We start from the raw sequence: 16,901 nt of genomic DNA, 5'->3' as shown, positions 1-16,901 counted from the left end.
CCGGACCGTGGTCACGCGGGATGTCTTGTCCTGATTACGGATTCGGTTGGTCGGCGGCGCAGCTGATCAGTACGCGGGTGGTGTGGGTGATGTGGTCGCGCAGTAGCTGCTGTGCGTGGCCTGCGTCGCGGGCGAGCACGGCGTCGAGCAGGGCCCGGTGCTCCGCGGCGACGTCGCGGCCGGGTTCGTTACCCATGGACACCGACCACTGCCGGTACAGCTCGGCCTCCTGACGCAGCGACCGCGCCGCGTCGAGCAGCCGCTGGTTGGCGCAACCCGCCAGCAGGGCGTAGTGAAAGGCGGCGTGGGCTTGCGACCACTCGTCGGTCAGGCGGTCCGGGTCCGCCGGGTCCCGATACGGCGCGCGTTCCAGCACGTGGTGTGCCGCGACGGCATCGCCCTCCCAGCGCATGTCACCCTCCAGCACGGATAGCCGCAGGACCAGGGATTCGATCTCCGCCCGCGCCTGCGTGAGCTCCGCCAGGTCGCGGTGCGACAGCGGCCGGACCTGGAAGCCCTGATGCGGCTTGGCCACCACCAATCCCTCGGCGACCAGCCTGGTCAGCACCTCGCGGGTGGCGCCGACGCTCACCTGGTAGCGGTCGGCGAGGTCCGGGAACTTGAGCCGTTCGCCCGGCACCAGCCGACCGCCGAGGATGTCGGCCCGCAACGCCTGGTGGATGCCGTCGGTTCGGGTCGTTCCGCCACTCTTCGTCATGCGCACATTCTAACAGTTTACGAATGTGTCTTGTACTTTCGAAAGTTAGCGGCTAGTTTCGAAAGTGTTGGCAGCCCGGCCGCCCAGGAACCGGAACCCGTTGCCGAGCAGAGCTATTCGAGGAGTTGACATGCGTTCGCACACCCTCCACCGTCCCTCCGTCTTCCGCGACGGGACCATCCTCACCATGGATTCCGCCCGTACCGTCCTCGAAGGTCACGACGTCCTCGTGATCGACGGCCGTATCGCCGCCATCGGCACCGACCTGGTCGTTCCCGACGGCACCGAGGAGATCGACGCCCGCGGCGGCATCGTCATGCCCGGGATGGTCGACACCCACCGGCACATGTGGCAGACCACGACCCGTGGATACGGTGCGGACTGGACGCTCACGCAGTACTTCGTCTGGTACTACCTGAACTGGGGCAAGAAGTTCCGGCCCGAGGACATCTACGCCGGGAACCTCCTCGGCGCGCTGGAGGCGCTCGATGCCGGGGTCACCACCTGCGTGGACTGGTCGCACGGCCTGCGGACGATCGACCATGCCGACGCCGCGGTCGACGCGCTCGCCGCGGTGCCGGGCAGGTTTGTGCTGGCCTACGGCAACATCCAGGACGCACCCGCGAACTGGACGGGCACGCCGGGATTCCGGGAGTTCTTCGACCGCCGGGCCGGCGATATCGAGGGCTTCCAGATCGCCTTCGACGTCACCGGCGATCCGAGTTTTCCCGAACGGCAGGCGTTCGAGGTCGCCCGCGAGCTGGACCTGGCCGTGACCACGCACGCCGGAGTCTGGGGCGCGACCGGCGACGACGCCGTGCGACTGATCCATGAGCACGGCTACGCCGAGGCCAGGACGGTGTATGTGCACGCCTCGACGCTGTCGGCCGACTCCTACGACCGCATCGCGGCCAGCGGCGGATCGGTGTCGGTGTCCACGGAAAGCGAACAGAGTGCCGGGCAGGGCTACCCCGCCACGGCCGCGCTGCGCGCACACGGAATTCCGGTGTCGCTGTCTCTGGACAGCTGCGTGCTCTGCAGCGGCGATCTGTTCTCCGCTATGCGCACGACGCTGGGCGCCGACCGCGCGGCCGAGCATCAGGCGGCGCACGCTCGCGGTGAGACCGTCACCCATGCCTCGCTGCATGCCGAGCAGGTCGTCGAGTGGGCGACGCGAGGTGGTGCGCGAGCGATCGGGCGCGACGCCGAGATCGGCAGCGTGGAGGTCGGCAAGAAGGCCGATCTCGTGCTCGTCCGCAACGACGACTCGCCGGCGATGGCGCCGCTGCTCAACCCGCACGGACACGTCGTCCTGCACGCGCAGCGTGCCGATGTCGACACGGTCCTGGTCGACGGCCGGATCGTGAAACGCGACCACCGGCTGGTCGGTGTCGACCTGGCCGGTGCGCGTCGTGCGGCGCAGGCGACGGTCGACTACCTGCGCGCCGAACTCGGGGAGCAGGCTTGGCGCGAGGGGATGAACCCGGAGATCCCCGAGACCAAGGTCCTCGACAACCCCTACACCTACACCGACTACCGGTCCGCGACCACGCACGGCGACCCCGTGCCGACGCTTCGCTGATCCGTCCGAACTGTTCACCCCTATTGGTCAGGAGCCCACACCATGCGTTTCGCCGCCATCTCGGATCAGCTGTCGCTGATCACCGCGTCCGATACCGTCATCGACCTCGCCCGCGCCAGCGGCGGCAGGTTCAGCCCGAACATTCAGGACGCCTATGAGCGCTGGGACGAGCTGCTCGAGTTCTGCGCGACCGTCACCGAGGCGGGCACACCGCTGTCCGATGTCCCCGCAACGGAATTCGGCAACCCGGCCCCTGGTCCTCGGCAGCTGTTCGCCGTCGGCCTCAACTACGCCGACCACGCCGCGGAGTCGTCGCTCCAGGTGCCCGAGGAACCGGCGGTGTTCACCAAATTCGTTACCTCGCTGGCCGATCCGTACGGGACGGTGACGCTGGTGCCGGGCAAGGTGGACTGGGAGGTCGAGCTGGTCGTGGTGCTCGGCCGCCGGGCGCATCGCGTCGCCGCGGGTGACGCGTGGGGATACGTCGCGGGAGTCGCTGTGGGCCAAGATATCTCGGAGCGCGACCGGCAACGGGTCGGCCCGGCGCCACAGTTCAGCATGGGCAAGTCCTACCCCGGCTTCGGGCCGATCGGTCCGATGCTGGTCACCCCGGACGAGTTCGACGACCCCGACGATCTGGAACTCGGATGCCTGATCAACGGCGAGCATATGCAGAAGGGCCGGACCTCCGACATGGTCTTCCCGGTGCCCGAGCTGATCGCGCGGCTGTCGGCGATCACGCCGCTGCTGCCCGGCGATGTCATCTTCACCGGCACGCCCGCCGGGGTCGGGTTCGGGCGGACCCCGCAGCGGTACCTCGCTGCCGGCGACGAGCTGGTCAGTTACGTGCGCGGCGTCGGTGAGATGCGCCACCTGCTGGTCGCCGGTCACTGAGCGGTTCCGAATTCCCAGGAGACACAATGGCATTACACCGACTGTCGTCGGTCACCATCGGCGTACCCGACCCGGCCGTGACCCGCGACTACTACACCGAATTCGGGCTCGCACCCCGACCGGACGGCTGGCTGGCCACCCGCGACGGCGGCGACCAACTCCGGCTCATCCGCACACCGTCCCGGCGACTGGCCGAAATCGTCATTGGCGCCGACGATTCCGACGATCTCGACGCGGTCGCGGCTCGCCTGCGCCGGCTCGGCCTGCCGGTGGAGCGCACCGCCGACTCGGTCGCCGGCATCGAACCGATCGCCAATTTCCGTGCCGTGGTACGGATCTCGAACCGCATCACGCAACCCGTCACGCCGGCCACCCCGTACAACGGGCCCGGCCGCATCGAACGCAGCGGCACCCGCGCCCCCGGTGTGCTGCGCGAGGATCCGATCCGCCCGCGCAAGCTCGGCCACGCGGTCCTCGGTTCGGTGGACTACGCGGCCACCCGCCGCTTCTTCGTCGACGGGCTGGGTTTCAAGCTCTCCGACGAGATCGCGGGCGAGGGCGCGTTCCTGCGCTGCTCCACCGACCACCACAACGTGCTGGTGCTCAACGCGCCGGTCAATTTCCTGCACCACACCTCGTGGCAGCTCGACGATATCGACGACGTCGGCCGCGGCGCCACCGCCATGCTCGAAGGCAACCCGGAGCGGCACGTGTGGGGGCTCGGACGCCACCACGCGGGCTCGAACTTCTTCTGGTACCTCAAGGATCCCGCGGGCAACTTCTCCGAGTACTACTCCGACATGGACTCGATCATCGATGACCAGCTGTGGACTCCTGAGGTCTTCACCGGCGCCCAGGGCCTGTTCAGCTGGGGCCCGCCCCCACCTCCGTCGTTCCTGCACCCCGAAGACCTCGCCGCGCTGATGACCGGCGCACACCACGCCGGATAGCGGCCTGTACACCAATCGAAAAGGGAGAGATCATGTCTGACCTGTATGTGCCGCAGATCCCGGACAACCTGAACATCCGGTTCGTCGAGAACCGCATCGTCGTCGAACGCCCCGCGCAGGTCGTCTACGACTGGGCGACGACCTGGTCGAATCTGCCGAAGTGGCTGCCCTTCGCGTCGGGAACCGAGGTGCTGCGCGGCACCGAGGGCGTCCCCGCCGAACTCGGGGATGTGCTGCGCGAGTACATCTTTCCGGAATTGAACGAGAAGCCGAAGGAATACACCGTGGTGGCACGGGTTCCCGGCAAGCTGTGGACGGTGGTCGGCCGGGACGTGCTCGACGACGATGTCCCGGCCCCGGCGATGCACGCCATCGCCACCTTCACCACCTTCGACCTCGGCGACGGAACCACCCTGTTCTGCCGGCTGTTCGAGCGGCTGATCCCCGACACCGAGCCGCCCGGCCCGCACCCGGTCGAAGATCCGGCACAGGTGCAGCCCGGACTGGAACTGTTGAAGGCGCACATCGAGGGCACGGCGAACGACGAGGTGACCCGATGAACAGCGACACCACGCTGGCCAAGCCCTACCTGACCGGCCACTACCAGCCGGTGCCGGACGAGGTGACCGCGCACAACCTACAGGTGCGCGGGACCCTCCCGACCGAACTGAACGGCCGTTACTTCCGCAACGGCCACAACCCGAAACCCGGTGACACACCAAAACATTGGTTCAAGGGCGCGGGCATGCTGCACGGCCTGCGGCTGCGTGCCGGGCAGGCCGAGTGGTATCGCAACCGGTGGGTGAAGACGCCCGCCCTCGACGGCGCACCCTATATCCGCGAGGACGGCAGCATCGATCTGACCGCCAGCGTGGCGGGCACCCACATCATCGAGCACGCCGGGCGCATCCTGGCGCTGCAGGAGTCGAACCTGCCGTTCGAGGTGACTCCGGAGCTGGATACGGTCGGCGCCTACGACTTCGGCGGCAAGCTGAAGACCGCGATGACCGCGCACCCGAAGGTCGATCCGGTCACCGGGGAACTGCATTTCTTCGCCTACTCCCCGGTCGCACCGCACCTGATCTACTACATCGCCTCCGCCGCCGGGGACATCCGCCACCAGCAGGTGGTCGAGGGCGCAGGTCCGTCGCTGATGCACGACTTCGCGATCACCGAGCACTACGCGGTGTGGCTGGACCTGTCGGTGACCTTCAACCTCGCCGAAACCTCCGGCATCCCTTACCGATGGGACGACGCCTACCAGGCGCGCATGGGCATCCTGCCGCGCACCGGCGCCGGACCGGTGCGCTGGTTCGACGTGGAACCCGGTGCGATGCTGCATGTTTCGAACGCCTACGAGGACGCGGCCGGGCGGGTCGTCGTGGAAGGCCCTCGGCTGGACCGGTCGGCCTGGGAGACCTCGTGGAAGTGGTGGACCGGCGCGCCCGGATATCCGACCGACCCGGTCGCCGGGGCGCTGCAGTACCGCTGGACCCTCGACCCCGGGCAGGGGGTCGCCCGCGAGGAGATGATGGACTCGCTGGTCACCGAGTTCCCGACCATCAACAACGGCTACCTCGGGCGCCGCAACCGCTACAGCTATGCGGTCGCGTATCCCGGCTCCGGATACGACGGCGTCGGAATCGTCAAGTACGACAACGACACCGGCGCCCGCCTGCTGGCGCCGACCGGCGCGGGCCGGATCCCCGGTGAGGCCGTTTTCGTCCCGGCCGCCGACGCCACGGACGAGGACGACGGCTACCTGCTCACCCTGGTCGGCGACCACGCCGGCACGGCGTCGGAGTTGCTCGTTCTCGATGCGCGCGACTTCACCGCGCCGCCGGTGGCGGTCGTCGAACTGCCCAGGCACGTGCCCGGCGGTATCCACGGATCCTGGATCGCGGACTGACCGGCGTTCCGGCTGCGGCACAACCGAATTCGTCAGTACAACCGCATGTGGCCGTCCGGTAGCCGCCGGACGGCCATATGTGTACGGATCTGGAGATAGATCATGAACCTCCGACGACAGCCCGTCGCCGTCACCCGAACCCCCGGCCCGTCGGCGCGAGCCTGGATCGGGCTCACCGTCCTGGCGACCGCGCAGTTCCTGGTCGTGCTGACCACCTCGATCGTCAATGTTGCCCTGCCCGACATCGGGCGCGGGCTCGAACTGTCACCCGTCGGGCTCTCCTGGGTCGTCAACGGCTACGTACTCGCGTTCGGGGCCCTGCTGCTGCTGGGCGGCCGGCTGGGTGATGTGTTCGGACGGCGTCGGGTATTCCTCACCGGCACAGCGATTTTCGCGGCCACGTCGATCGCGGCGGGGCTCGCTCCCACCGCCGTGGTCCTGCTCGCCGCCCGAGTCGGGCAGGGGGTGGGTGCGGCACTGCTCGCCCCGACCGCGCTCGCATTGGTGCTGACCTTGTTTCCCGCGGGCGCGGGCCGCGCGCGGGCCATCGGGGTATGGGGCGCGGTATCGGGCATCGGCGGCGTCGCCGGCGTGCTGTCGGGTGGCCTCTTGACCGGCGTATTCGGCTGGCGCGCGGTGTTTTTCATCGGCGCTCCGGTGGCGATCGCGGTGCTGGCCGCCACGCTGTCGCTGGTGCCCGCCGACCTTCCGGCGGGCGGCCGGATCGACCTGTGGGGCGCGGCCTTCGTGACCGGTGGCCTCGCCGCACTCACCTATGCGCTCTCGGTCGGTGGACAATACGGCTGGACCGCGCCCCGCGTCCTCGTCCCGCTGGGCGCGGCGATAGTACTGCTCATCCTGTTCGCCGGATCACAGCGGCGGCTGGCGCAGCCGCTGGTCGCGCCCGCGATCCTGCGTATCGGCGGGGTACTGGCCGCGAATATCGTCATGACGCTGCTCGGCGCGGTGTGGCTGGGACTGTTCTACTTCCTCCCGCTCTACCAGCAGAAGGTGCTCGGCTACACACCGATTCAAGCCGGCCTCACCCAACTGCCGCTGGCGATCATGATCACGGCAACCTCCATGATCACACCGAAACTGGCTCGACACCTCAACACCCGCGGCCTGCTGGCCGCCGCCCTGGCACTGCTCGCGGCCGGGCTGGCGTGGCTTGCGCGCACATCGGTCGACGGGCGGTTCCTGACCGGCATCGCCGCCCCGTCACTACTCATCGGCACCGGGCTCGGCGTCGCGTTCGTCCTGCTCACCGCTCGAGCCACGGCCGGCGTTCCCGCCGAAGACACCGGACTGGCAGGTGGTCTGATCAACACCACCCGCCAGATCGGCGGCGCACTCGGACTCGCCGGACTACTCGCCGTCGCCACCGTCACCGGCGACGCCGGACATCGACCCGCGGCATCCCAGCTCGCCCACGCCTACGGCGCCGTATTCACCGCAACCGCCGTCATCGCCGCAGCCGCGGCTCTGCTGTCCGCGATCCTTCGCGACAGACCCGAAGGATAAGTGGCCGGGCCTCGGCCGCAGACCCGCAGGGTAGGCGGCCGGCTCGGAGCTCAGCCCCGAGCTACCTCAGCGGTGTGCGCGGGGATGTAGCGCTCGCCCTTCACCTGATCGCTCAGTGGGTCCAGCGCGGCCAGCGCCTCGGCGTCCAGGGTGAGTTCCAACGCGGCCGCGTTCTGTTCCAGCCGGGCCGGGCTGCGGGTGCCGGGGATGGTCGCCACCGCCACCCCGAGCCGGACGGCCTGGGCGTACACCCAGGCCAGGGCCACCTGGGCCGGGGTGGCACCCAGCCGGTCGGCCACCTCGCGCACGGTCTGCGTGATCGTCTCGTTGGCCTCGCCCGCCGGGCCGGCGAAGCGGGGGTTGGTGCGCCGGAAGTCCTTCTCGCCCAACGTGGATCGGTCCAGGGCGCCGGTCAGGAACCCCCGGCCCAGCGGCGAGTACGGCACCAGTCCGGCGCCCAGCTCGGCCAGCACCGGGGTGATCGCCTCGACGTCGCGGGTCCACAGCGAGTACTCGCTCTGCACCGCGGCGATCGGGTGCACCGCGTGCGCTCGGCGCAGCAGCTCGCCGTCGACCTCGGACAGGCCCAGATGACGGACCTTGCCCGCCTCGACCAGTTCGGCCATCGCGCCGACGGTCTCCTCGATCTCCACGTCCTGGGGCGGGCGGTGGGCGTAGTACAGGTCGATCACCTCCACGCCCAGCCGCAGCAGCGAGGCGTCGCAGGAGCGCAGCACGAAGTCCCTGGCACCGCGGATGCGGCGTGCCCGGTCGCCGGCGCTGCGGTCGATGCCGAACTTGGTGGCCAGTTGCACCCGGTCCCGGCGGCCGTGGATGGCCCGGCCCACCAGGACCTCGTTGTGTCCGGTGCCGTAGGCGTCGGCGGTATCGAGGAACGTGATGCCCAGCTCCAGGGCTCGGTGGATGGTGGCCGTGCCGCCATCCCAGTCGGCGGCGCCGTAGCTCTCGCTCATCCCCATGCACCCCAGGCCCATCGCGCTGACCGTGAGACCGGGTGTGCCGAGTGTGGTTCGGGTGATCATGCGCGGATACTCCTCCTGCCCGGCGGGCCGGGCGGTACCTCGAGAGTTGACGAACGCTTCCGACACTAGGACTTGGAGTGCACTCCAGGTCAAGTCGCCGCCGACGGCGGTGGACCATGCCGTCGGCGGCGACCGCCCGCGACCGGTTACCTGTGATCGCCCACCCGGGTCCGTGCTCGCGTCATGCCATGCCTGCGCCGAAAGAGGTTCGGAGACAGGGGAAGCGGCGGGCGCTCCAGCAGGTCATCGGCAGCACCGGATGCTCTGTGCCGTAGTGCCGGCCCGGCAGACGCCACGGCTGCCGATGAATCTGCGTCCAGCGCACCTGACTACCCAAACGGGCCGCAGCGTCGCTCCGCACACTATTCGGACCTGAGCGCATTCTGGATCGGCGGATCCGGCCGGGCGTACGGGATGTACGCCCGGCAGGAGGGCCTGATCATCGGGTCAAATGCGCCGTCCCACCCGGGCGAGGATGTCGGCCGCCGAGGGGTCGGCCTTGATCGCTTGGTCGAAGGATTCCTTGGGCAGCACGGTGTTTTCGGCCAGGGTTACGGTTGTGGGCGGGTTGTCGTGGTCGGCGGGTAGGGCGTCCCAGAAGTTGCCGATGAAGGCGACGTTGTCCAGGGGCGGGCCGACCTGGAGGACGATCGGCGCGTCGGCGCGGTACACGATGTTGCCGATGACGGTGATCCATGCGGCGCCGTAGTCGGCGTAGAGGCCGAAGTTGTACGACGTGAGGACGTCGCGGATCACGTTGCCCCGGACCATCGCCCCGCCGGCGAACGAGGAGCCCTGCGGTGCGGACAGGTAGATCCCGCCGCCGTCCATCAACACGCTCATGCTCCGTTCGACGAGGTTCCCGAGCACCTGGGTGCCCGCGGTCCGCGCACCGCCGGTGATCACGATGCCGTTGTGCGGTACATCGCGGATCTCGTTGTGCGCCACGGTGATCTCCTCGGAGGCGGTGACCAGGACGGCGGGCGAACCGCGGTACTCGGTACCGATGTGGTGGACGAGGTTGTCCTCGATCGTGACGTGCGTGGAGCCGTGCACGGCGATCCCGCTGCCCGAGATCTCCTCGAAAACGTTTCCCGCGATCTCGACGGCGGTACTGTCGTCGATCCCCAGCCCGCCGGCGCCGAGGCGGGCGAAGTGGTTGCCCGCCAGCACTATTCGGCTGACCGAGTCGAACATGACGTCGGCCGGAAGCTGGGTCGGGGTCGCCGGGACGTGGACGTAGCCCACGTCGGCGCCCAGGTCGATCTTCTGGAATTCGCCGTGCTCGTGGCGGCTGTTGCCGTGGTAATGCAGGTAACCGCCGGTGCGATCGGGGCCCGACCAGTTCGTCTCGGTGAAGGTGAGGCCGCGCAGCGCGATGTCGTGCACGTTCTGCGCGCTGACGAGCGTCTCGAGCACGGGGACGATCACGGTGGTGGTGCCGATCTCCTCGCCGGGCCGCGGACGGTAGTGCAGGACATGTCCGCCCGGTTCGGAGCGGTCCACGGCAAAGGTGCCCGGCTCGTCGAGGAAGGCCACGTTGTGCTCGAGCGCAGTCGGTGCGGCGAGGCCGTCCCAGGTTCCGTCACCTCCCGCGCCGTACCACTTCGAGTCGTAGAGCGACCTGGCGTGATCGAAGGCGGGCTGGGCCATGGTGATGGTGGTCGAGGAGCAGTCGCCGGAGATCGCGGCGACCGCCAGGCGAGCTTCGGACCACGGATAGACGCCGGTGTAGACGAACTCCAGCCCCGAAGGGTCCGGCCACGACTGGGGCTCCACGCTGTCCGTGATGTAACCGGTCGCTGTTTTCGTCACGCGCCCCGGCAGCCCGGTGGTGCGGGCCGCGCGGCCGGCGGGGCGGCCGTCGACGGAGAGTCGCCGGGGTGCCAGCTCGCCGATCGGGGCGGTCCACACGCCGTCGGCGCCCGCGGACCAGCCGGTGATCTCGCGGCCGCCGCTGAGCACGACCTTCTCCTGGTCGGCCGTTCCGTAGCCGTGGGCCTGGTAGCTCACCCGGTAGCCGTTCGTTCCGGAATCAGCCTGCGTGCCATCGAGAATGAGCGGTTCCTCGAGGTGGTAGACGCCGGCTCGGAACGCGACGATGATGTCGCCGGTCATCTCGGCGGTGCGCGCCCGGACGGCTCGCTGGGCCGCGTGCGGGGTGGCGAACGGCCGGTCCAGAGTGCCTGACCAGTCGTCTCGACCATCGGGGGACACGTACAACCTGTTTTCGGGCATGGCGAAGCGCTCCTGAGTGGGGGAGTTTATAATATATACTGAGGTTTATTAGCTAAACACGATCGAGCGGCGAGCGTCAAGGGAGTAGCGGGTGGCTGAAGACGATGCGCAGCTGGATCCGGAACGGGCGATCGCGCTGCTGTGGGGTGCGCCCGAACCGGACCGGCCGGGCTTGAGCCTCGGCCGGATCGTCGCCGCGGCGATCGAGGTCGCGGATGCCGACGGGCTCGGCGCGCTGTCCATGCGCAAGGTCGCGGAACGGTTCGGCACCACGACGATGTCGCTCTACCGCTACGTTCCGGGCAAGGCGGAACTGGTGGAACTGATGCGGGACGCCGTCTACGGGGAGGTGCCGCTGGAGCCGGCGGACGGACTGGACTGGCGGACCGGCCTCGAACGCTGGGCGCGCTGGGTGTGGGAGATCCATCGGCGGCATCCCTGGCTGGTCTTCAGTGCGGGCAGCCGCCGCCTGGCCGGGCCGAACATCATGGCCGAGTACGACCACGCGCTCGACGTCGCCGCACGCGGCGGCCTGGCGCCGGCCCAGGTGATCGCGGTCGTGAATCTCGTGGGCGGGTTCGTCGAGTCGGTCGCGCGGCAGGCGGGGGAGACCGCGGAACTCCAGCGGCGCACCGGGATCTCCCATGAGCGCTGGTGGAGCGAGCGCGAGTCCCTGTTCGAGCGCTTGGACCCCTATCCGGCCTTGGGCAAGCTGTGGGCGGCCGGCGGAATGGACGAGCCGCTCGACCCCTTCGAGTTCGGGCTGCAACGCACCCTCGACGGCGTCCAGGTGCTCATCGGAGACCGGGATCGTGACGAAATCCGTGATGAAATTGATGAAGCGAAGTGTGTGATGTGCGGAAAGCCGGTGACCGGGGCAGCGCGAGGACGACCACGGGACTACTGCTCGAGGGCCTGTCAGCAACGTGCCTATCGCCGTCGTCGCTCGACTTCGTCTTGATACTTCCGCGTCGATACCCGCCACGTGGCCGGTATCGACGCGGACCGGCGGGATGCGCGGACGCGAATCGCATCGACCCGCCGGGTGTCATGCACCGTCCCGACTCAGTCGGTACCGTCCTGCACCGGATAGTCGATGATGATCGCGCCGCCGGTGGCGTAGTTGGGGAGATCGGCCGCCGCCCGGCGGCCTTCCGGCGACTCCCTGGCCGCGGTCATGGCGGCGGCGTCGGTGTAGTCGGCTTCGAAGATCGCGAAGTACGGCGTTTCCTCGTTGGCCGCGGTCACGTCGAAGCTGTAGCGCCAGGCGAGCACGCCGGGGATCTTGCGGACCAGCGGGAGGTGGTTGGTCACGTAGTAGTCGCGGAAGTGGTCGGGGTCGGCGGGCTCGGAATATAGGACGACAAGCTTATGCATGATGCGCAGGTTATGGCCTGATGTGTGGACGAGGGAAAGACCGGAACGGGATAGACTCAGAACGGATCGTTATCAATCGAGGGTGAGGGCACGTGGCGCCGGATACGGTGAGCCTGCGGTACTTTCTGGTGCTGGCGCAGGAGTTGAACTTCACCCGCGCGGCGGCACGGATCGGTATCGCGCAGCCCGCGCTCAGTGCCCGGATGCGCCGATTGGAGGCCGAACTCGGCACGAGTCTGCTGGTTCGGGACACGCGCAGCGTCGTATTGACCACGGCGGGTGCGGCTTTGGCGGAATCCGCGCCGCCCGCACTGGCGGCGCTGGACCGGGCATGGGACACCGCCCGGAACGCGGGCGCCGGCGAATGGGGCACGCTGCGCATCGGATACAGCCTCAGCGTGGGAGCCGAGACGGCACCGGCCCTGGTGGACCGGCTCATTCGCGGCACCCCGGGACTCGAGGTCGGCGCGGTCCCGATGGCGACGCCGGAGATCTCTCCCGCGGTCGCCGACGGTCGCCTCGACGCGGGGATCACCCGCGGTGAGCAGCCGGGTCGTGGCGTGCGCCGGTTCCTGCTGCGGCGCGAGCGCGCCGGAGTCCAACTGGCCCAGCATCATCCGCTGGCCGGATACGCGGAGATCGAGATCGCCGCTGCGGCCGCGTATCCGCTGCGGCTCCCGGATCGTACGGCCAATCCGGTGATCCACGATCAACTGTCCGCGCTGTTCCGCGACATCCGGCCGAGCCCCCGATTCCACACGTCCGCAGTCTCTTTCGACATGTCGCAGCGCGACCTGCGCGACGGGCGCACCCTCGCCCCGGCCGGTGCGGCCGCGGTCGCGACACTGCTGCCCGGTCTCACGTGGCGACCGCTGCGCGGCGCACCCGCCTTGACGATCCACCTGGTACTTCCGCGTGTGCAGTCACCACTGCACCGCCGCATCCGTGCTGTTGCCAAAACCGTTGCACGCGAGTTGGACTGGCTGCCGGACTGACCCGGCGGCTCAGGCGAGATGTGCGGCGTCAGTGCTCGGGCGGGCACACTCGGCGCACCTCGTCGACGAACATCTCGTGGAGCTCGGCCGAGCTCGACGCCTGCCCGAGCCGTTCGGCCGCCCGCCGCTGCTGTTCGGGCAGCAAACGCTCCATGCGTTCCTCCGCCTCGGCACCGGCGAGATAGGCATACCGCCGCGGATCGTCACCGATTCGGATGGCCTGATCGATCACCCACGCCCGCAACGCGATTGCGGTTTCCCGAACGTTCAGCGCCGCCAACGCGTGCGCACCGGCATAGATCACGCCGAGCAGGTCGAAAACGTTGCCCCAGTGCGCGAACACCGCCCACGCGCGTTCGATGGCGAGCAAGGCGGTCCTGGCCGGCGCCGGGTCCGGTTCGGCGCGCAGCAGATTGCGCGCCAGCACCACATCGGCGGTCCCCTGCGCCCAGGCGAACCCGCACTCCGCGGCGCACTCCCGCGCCGCGCAGAGCATCGCCTCGCCATCGGCCTGTTTGTGTTCCAACAGCAGCGTTCCGCCCTCGCACAGCAACGCGCTCGCGTTCATCCAGGGCGCGATCGGCCGGTCGGCGCTTTCGGCCTTGAACCAATTGAGGGTGGCGCGTGCGAGTCTCGTATCGCGGAGCACCAAAGCTCCTGCGGCGCGTCGCAACAGCGCGACGAGCAGCACGGTGCCCGCTTCGGCGCCGGCGGGGTCGTCGCCCAGCTCGACGATGGCCAGGTCGGCGAAGCGAATCGCCTCGACCGCGTCCCCGGCCTCGAAACATATGGACGACAGGGCGATCAAGCCCCGAGCCCGCTCCACGGCGGCGGAACGCGGGCACGCCGCCAGCGCTGTTTCGAGCAGATGCTTCCCACCCGGCAGCGCATCGACACGCATCGAGACCCATTCGACCGAGGACGCGGTCCGCATCGCCGCGACGGGGTGGTGCCCGATGTCGTATTCGATGCCCGCGCGGATATTCGCGAGCTCGGCGCCCAGCGCCGGGAACGCCCCGCCGACGCGCAGGAACGGCCCCCTCGCGACAAATCCGGCGATCAGGTCGCGAACCCAGGCGGCGTGCGCGGCTTCGGTATCGGCCGGATCCGGATCGATGCCGTGGCAGTACCGCCGGACGGTCTCGAGCAGGCGATACCGGGTCGGCCGAGTGGTCACGTCGGCGGCGATGACCGAGCAATCGACCAGCGCGGCCAGCACCGCGAGCACGGCGCGATCGCCGTGCGCCGGTGGCTGCACCGCCATCGCCGCCTGCCAGGTGAACCCGCCCTCGAACGGCCACAGCCGCACCAGGAATGCCCGATCCGCCGGTGCGAGCCGGTCGATGCTCCAGCCGATCGCGGCGTCCAGGCTGGCGTGCGGCGAGATCGAGCCGAGCGGGGTCGCGCCGAGGACGTCGAGCCGATCGCGCAGATGCGTTCGGAGATCGCTCGGCCCGAACGCTCGTGCCCGTGCGGCCGCGAGTTCGATCGCCAACGGGAGGCCATCGAGCAGGCGGCAGATTTCGCGGGTGGCGTCGAGCTCGGCCGGCGCGAGATCTGATCGAGTGTGGTTGGACCGCATCCGGTCGAGAAACAGCTCGACCGCCGCGCCGTCGCCGCCGCGCTCGTCGGCTATCGGCAAGGGGTCGACGGACATGACGTGCTCGCCGTCGATGCCGAGCACACGCCGGCTGGTGGCCAGGACGCGCAGCCGGGGACAGCCGGCCAACAACGACAGGGTCAGCTGCGCCGTGGCGTCGACGACATGCTCGCAGTTGTCGAAAATCAGCAGACCCGTACGACTTTCGAGCACCCTGCGCAGCTGCGAGATGGGCGCGTCATCGATGTGCGCCACCCCGATGGCCGCCGCCGCGGCCGCGACGACCGCGTCGGCCGCGTGCACATCGGCCAGTCGCACGAACCACACCTCCGCGGCGGAGTTCGCGGCGTGCTCGAGTGCGAGCCGGGTCTTGCCCACACCCGCCGGGCCGAGCAGGGTCACGGCCCGGTTTGCGCCGAGGGATTGGTCGAGCCGGCGCAGCTCCCGGGCTCGCCCGATCAACCTCGACAGCGGTTTGGTGAACGCCGGGGCGGTGGAATTCGAGTGTGCCGGCGTCGGTTTCGGCGATCCGACGGCCAATAGCTGTGGTTCGTGAGCCAGCATTTTCTGTTCCAGCGCGCGGAGCACCGGCCCCGGCTCGATCCCGAGTTCCTCGATGAGCAGCTCCCGCACGCGGCGCAGCTCGGCCAGCGCATGACTTTGCCGCCCACTGCGATACAGCCCGAGCGCCAGCAACTCCCACCGCCGCTCGCGATAGGGCGCTTCGGTGACCGCCTCGCTCAACGACGCGACCGCACCGGCGGTGTCGCCGCAGGCCAACCGCGCCGCCTGCCATTCCTCGACGGCGACCTCGCGGAGCTCGACGAGCCTGGCGCGCGCACCCGCCAGCGCCGTCGAATCGCCGAGTTCGAACCATGGATCGCCACGCCAGATGGTCAGCGCCGACTCGAAGGTCAGCACCGCCGCGGCCGCGTCGTCCTCGGCCAGCTGCCGCAACCCGGTTTCCACCGCGGCGACGAACTGACCGCGGTCGGTCCACTCCGGCGGGATCACCAGCGCGTAACCGGCGTTGGTGCGGGCAAGGTATTGACGTCCGCGCGGACCGAGCGCGACGCGCAGCCGGGAGACGACCACACTCAGCGCGGTGGCCAGGTGCCGGGGTTGGTCGTCGCCCCACACGAGCTCGGCCAGCCTGCTGTCGGCGACCGGCGCGCCGTCGCCGACCGACAGGGCCGCCAGCATACGACGCCCCTTCGCGCCGCCGAGGTCCACGACGGCACCGTCCACCTCGACAACCACCGGGCCGAGGATCCGGCAGGTCAGCATTTTGCCAGGATATCGGTTCGGCCCGGGCGGTATTCGAAGCGAATGCCGCCGGGCCGGCTGTTCGCTCCGGGCGCCGGGCCGGACACGGTGACGTGCCCGGGTCGGTCGCCGCCAACCCAACGGGCGACCGATCCGGGCACGCGTGAACCGGCGATCGGGGCTCGGCCACCGATCGCCGGTTCTGCTCAGGGATGTGTCATCGGGAGAGCGTGCCGCGCAGGTCGGCGAGGGTGGCGCGGCGCTCGTAGGCGATCCAGGCGAAGATCGCGGCGAGTGCCAGGGGGAACAGCGCCGTGGCGGGCTGGCCGGCGAGGAACGCCTGGGTGCCGGCGGCGAGCACGGTGAGCACGGACAGGCCGGCGGCGGCCAGGGCGCTCAGGCGCGGCACCAGCAGGCCGATGCCGCCCGCGACCTCCGCGACGCCGATGAAGATGAGCAGCCCGAACGGGATGGTCAGGTTCGCGGGGGCGTTTTCCATCAGGGTGTTCGGTATCACGAGCTTCGGGCCGCCGGAGGCAATGATGAAGAACAGGCCGAGCACGATCTGCAGGGTCCACAGGACGCGGTTGCGGACCTTGCCGGGACGGTAGGCGGCATCGGTGGTGAAGGTGGCGGTGGGGTTTGCGGTGGTCATCGTTCTGGTCCTTCTCGTCGGTCGCGCCGGGTTGGTAGCGCGTTCGAAAGCTGAGACGGAGCGCCGCCGGAGAACTCATCGCTGTCGTTGAAGATTCTTTTCGACCGGGTCGCGCGCCGGCGGCCGGGCGGTGCGACACCTAGCCGGATA

General features: G+C 69.4%; 14 protein-coding genes. 8 read left to right on the top strand and 6 right to left on the bottom strand.

Translation table 11 applies throughout. The features are described 5' to 3' along the window. Positions 1-34 precede the first annotated feature (34 nt). Complete coding sequence (locus ACFQ9K_RS10880) at positions 35-718, bottom strand: GntR family transcriptional regulator (RefSeq protein ID WP_378723434.1); 684 nt, start codon at positions 716-718, stop codon at positions 35-37. A 130-nt stretch (positions 719-848) separates the two neighbouring features. On the opposite strand from ACFQ9K_RS10880, the gene ACFQ9K_RS10875 reads away from it, so the two are divergent. From ACFQ9K_RS10875 to ACFQ9K_RS10850, 6 genes are all read left to right on the top strand, one after another. After that, positions 849-2,300: an amidohydrolase family protein gene (locus ACFQ9K_RS10875; RefSeq protein ID WP_378723435.1), complete on the top strand. Its 1,452-nt coding sequence runs from the start codon at positions 849-851 to the stop codon at positions 2,298-2,300. Positions 2,301-2,342: 42 nt separating this feature from the next. Continuing rightward, positions 2,343-3,194, top strand: a complete 852-nt coding sequence (locus tag ACFQ9K_RS10870) for a fumarylacetoacetate hydrolase family protein (protein WP_378723436.1) — start codon at positions 2,343-2,345, stop codon at positions 3,192-3,194. 26 nt (positions 3,195-3,220) lie between these two features. Continuing rightward, complete coding sequence (locus ACFQ9K_RS10865; protein WP_378723438.1) at positions 3,221-4,144, top strand: VOC family protein; 924 nt, start codon at positions 3,221-3,223, stop codon at positions 4,142-4,144. A 32-nt stretch (positions 4,145-4,176) separates the two neighbouring features. Then, positions 4,177-4,704, top strand: a complete 528-nt coding sequence (locus ACFQ9K_RS10860; RefSeq protein ID WP_378723440.1) for an SRPBCC family protein — start codon at positions 4,177-4,179, stop codon at positions 4,702-4,704. Beyond that, positions 4,701-6,053, top strand: coding sequence for a carotenoid oxygenase family protein (locus ACFQ9K_RS10855; protein ID WP_378723441.1), 1,353 nt, complete (start codon positions 4,701-4,703; stop codon positions 6,051-6,053). Before ACFQ9K_RS10860 ends, ACFQ9K_RS10855 begins: the two co-directional genes overlap by 4 nt. A gap of 102 nt (positions 6,054-6,155) precedes the next feature. Beyond that, positions 6,156-7,577: an MFS transporter gene (locus ACFQ9K_RS10850; RefSeq protein ID WP_378723442.1), complete on the top strand. Its 1,422-nt coding sequence runs from the start codon at positions 6,156-6,158 to the stop codon at positions 7,575-7,577. A 50-nt stretch (positions 7,578-7,627) separates the two neighbouring features. On the opposite strand, the gene ACFQ9K_RS10845 is transcribed toward ACFQ9K_RS10850, so the two are convergent. Both ACFQ9K_RS10845 and ACFQ9K_RS10840 read right to left on the bottom strand, forming a co-directional pair. Continuing rightward, on the bottom strand, positions 7,628-8,620 hold the full coding sequence (locus ACFQ9K_RS10845) for an aldo/keto reductase (RefSeq protein WP_378723443.1): 993 nt from the start codon (positions 8,618-8,620) through the stop codon (positions 7,628-7,630). Between the two features lie 447 nt (positions 8,621-9,067). Beyond that, positions 9,068-10,858, bottom strand: a complete 1,791-nt coding sequence (locus ACFQ9K_RS10840) for a right-handed parallel beta-helix repeat-containing protein (RefSeq protein WP_378726413.1) — start codon at positions 10,856-10,858, stop codon at positions 9,068-9,070. Between the two features lie 91 nt (positions 10,859-10,949). Between ACFQ9K_RS10840 and ACFQ9K_RS10835 the strand changes: the two genes are divergently transcribed. After that, the gene (locus tag ACFQ9K_RS10835) at positions 10,950-11,819 is read left to right on the top strand and encodes a TetR/AcrR family transcriptional regulator (RefSeq protein WP_378726411.1); all 870 of its coding nucleotides are present in this window, start codon (positions 10,950-10,952) and stop codon (positions 11,817-11,819) included. Positions 11,820-11,923: 104 nt separating this feature from the next. On the opposite strand, the gene ACFQ9K_RS10830 is transcribed toward ACFQ9K_RS10835, so the two are convergent. Further along, entirely contained in the window at positions 11,924-12,235 is a 312-nt protein-coding gene (locus ACFQ9K_RS10830; RefSeq protein ID WP_378726409.1) for an EthD family reductase, read from the bottom strand. 92 nt (positions 12,236-12,327) lie between these two features. On the opposite strand from ACFQ9K_RS10830, the gene ACFQ9K_RS10825 reads away from it, so the two are divergent. Continuing rightward, entirely contained in the window at positions 12,328-13,230 is a 903-nt protein-coding gene (locus ACFQ9K_RS10825; RefSeq protein WP_378726407.1) for a LysR family transcriptional regulator, read from the top strand. Between the two features lie 28 nt (positions 13,231-13,258). On the opposite strand, the gene ACFQ9K_RS10820 is transcribed toward ACFQ9K_RS10825, so the two are convergent. Together ACFQ9K_RS10820 and ACFQ9K_RS10815 are read right to left on the bottom strand one after the other, a co-directional pair. Further along, on the bottom strand, positions 13,259-16,117 hold the full coding sequence (locus ACFQ9K_RS10820) for an ATP-binding protein (RefSeq protein WP_378726405.1): 2,859 nt from the start codon (positions 16,115-16,117) through the stop codon (positions 13,259-13,261). A 196-nt stretch (positions 16,118-16,313) separates the two neighbouring features. Then, complete coding sequence (locus ACFQ9K_RS10815) at positions 16,314-16,751, bottom strand: DoxX family protein (RefSeq protein ID WP_378725962.1); 438 nt, start codon at positions 16,749-16,751, stop codon at positions 16,314-16,316. Positions 16,752-16,901: the final 150 nt, after the last annotated feature.

Origin of the sequence: Nocardia sp. NPDC056564, assembly GCF_042793755.1 — a bacterium.
In the GTDB taxonomy this organism is placed as follows: Bacteria; Actinomycetota; Actinomycetes; order Mycobacteriales; family Mycobacteriaceae; genus Nocardia.
The sequence above is the reverse complement of the archived record's forward strand: the minus strand, read 5'-3'. Positions and strand labels throughout refer to the sequence as shown.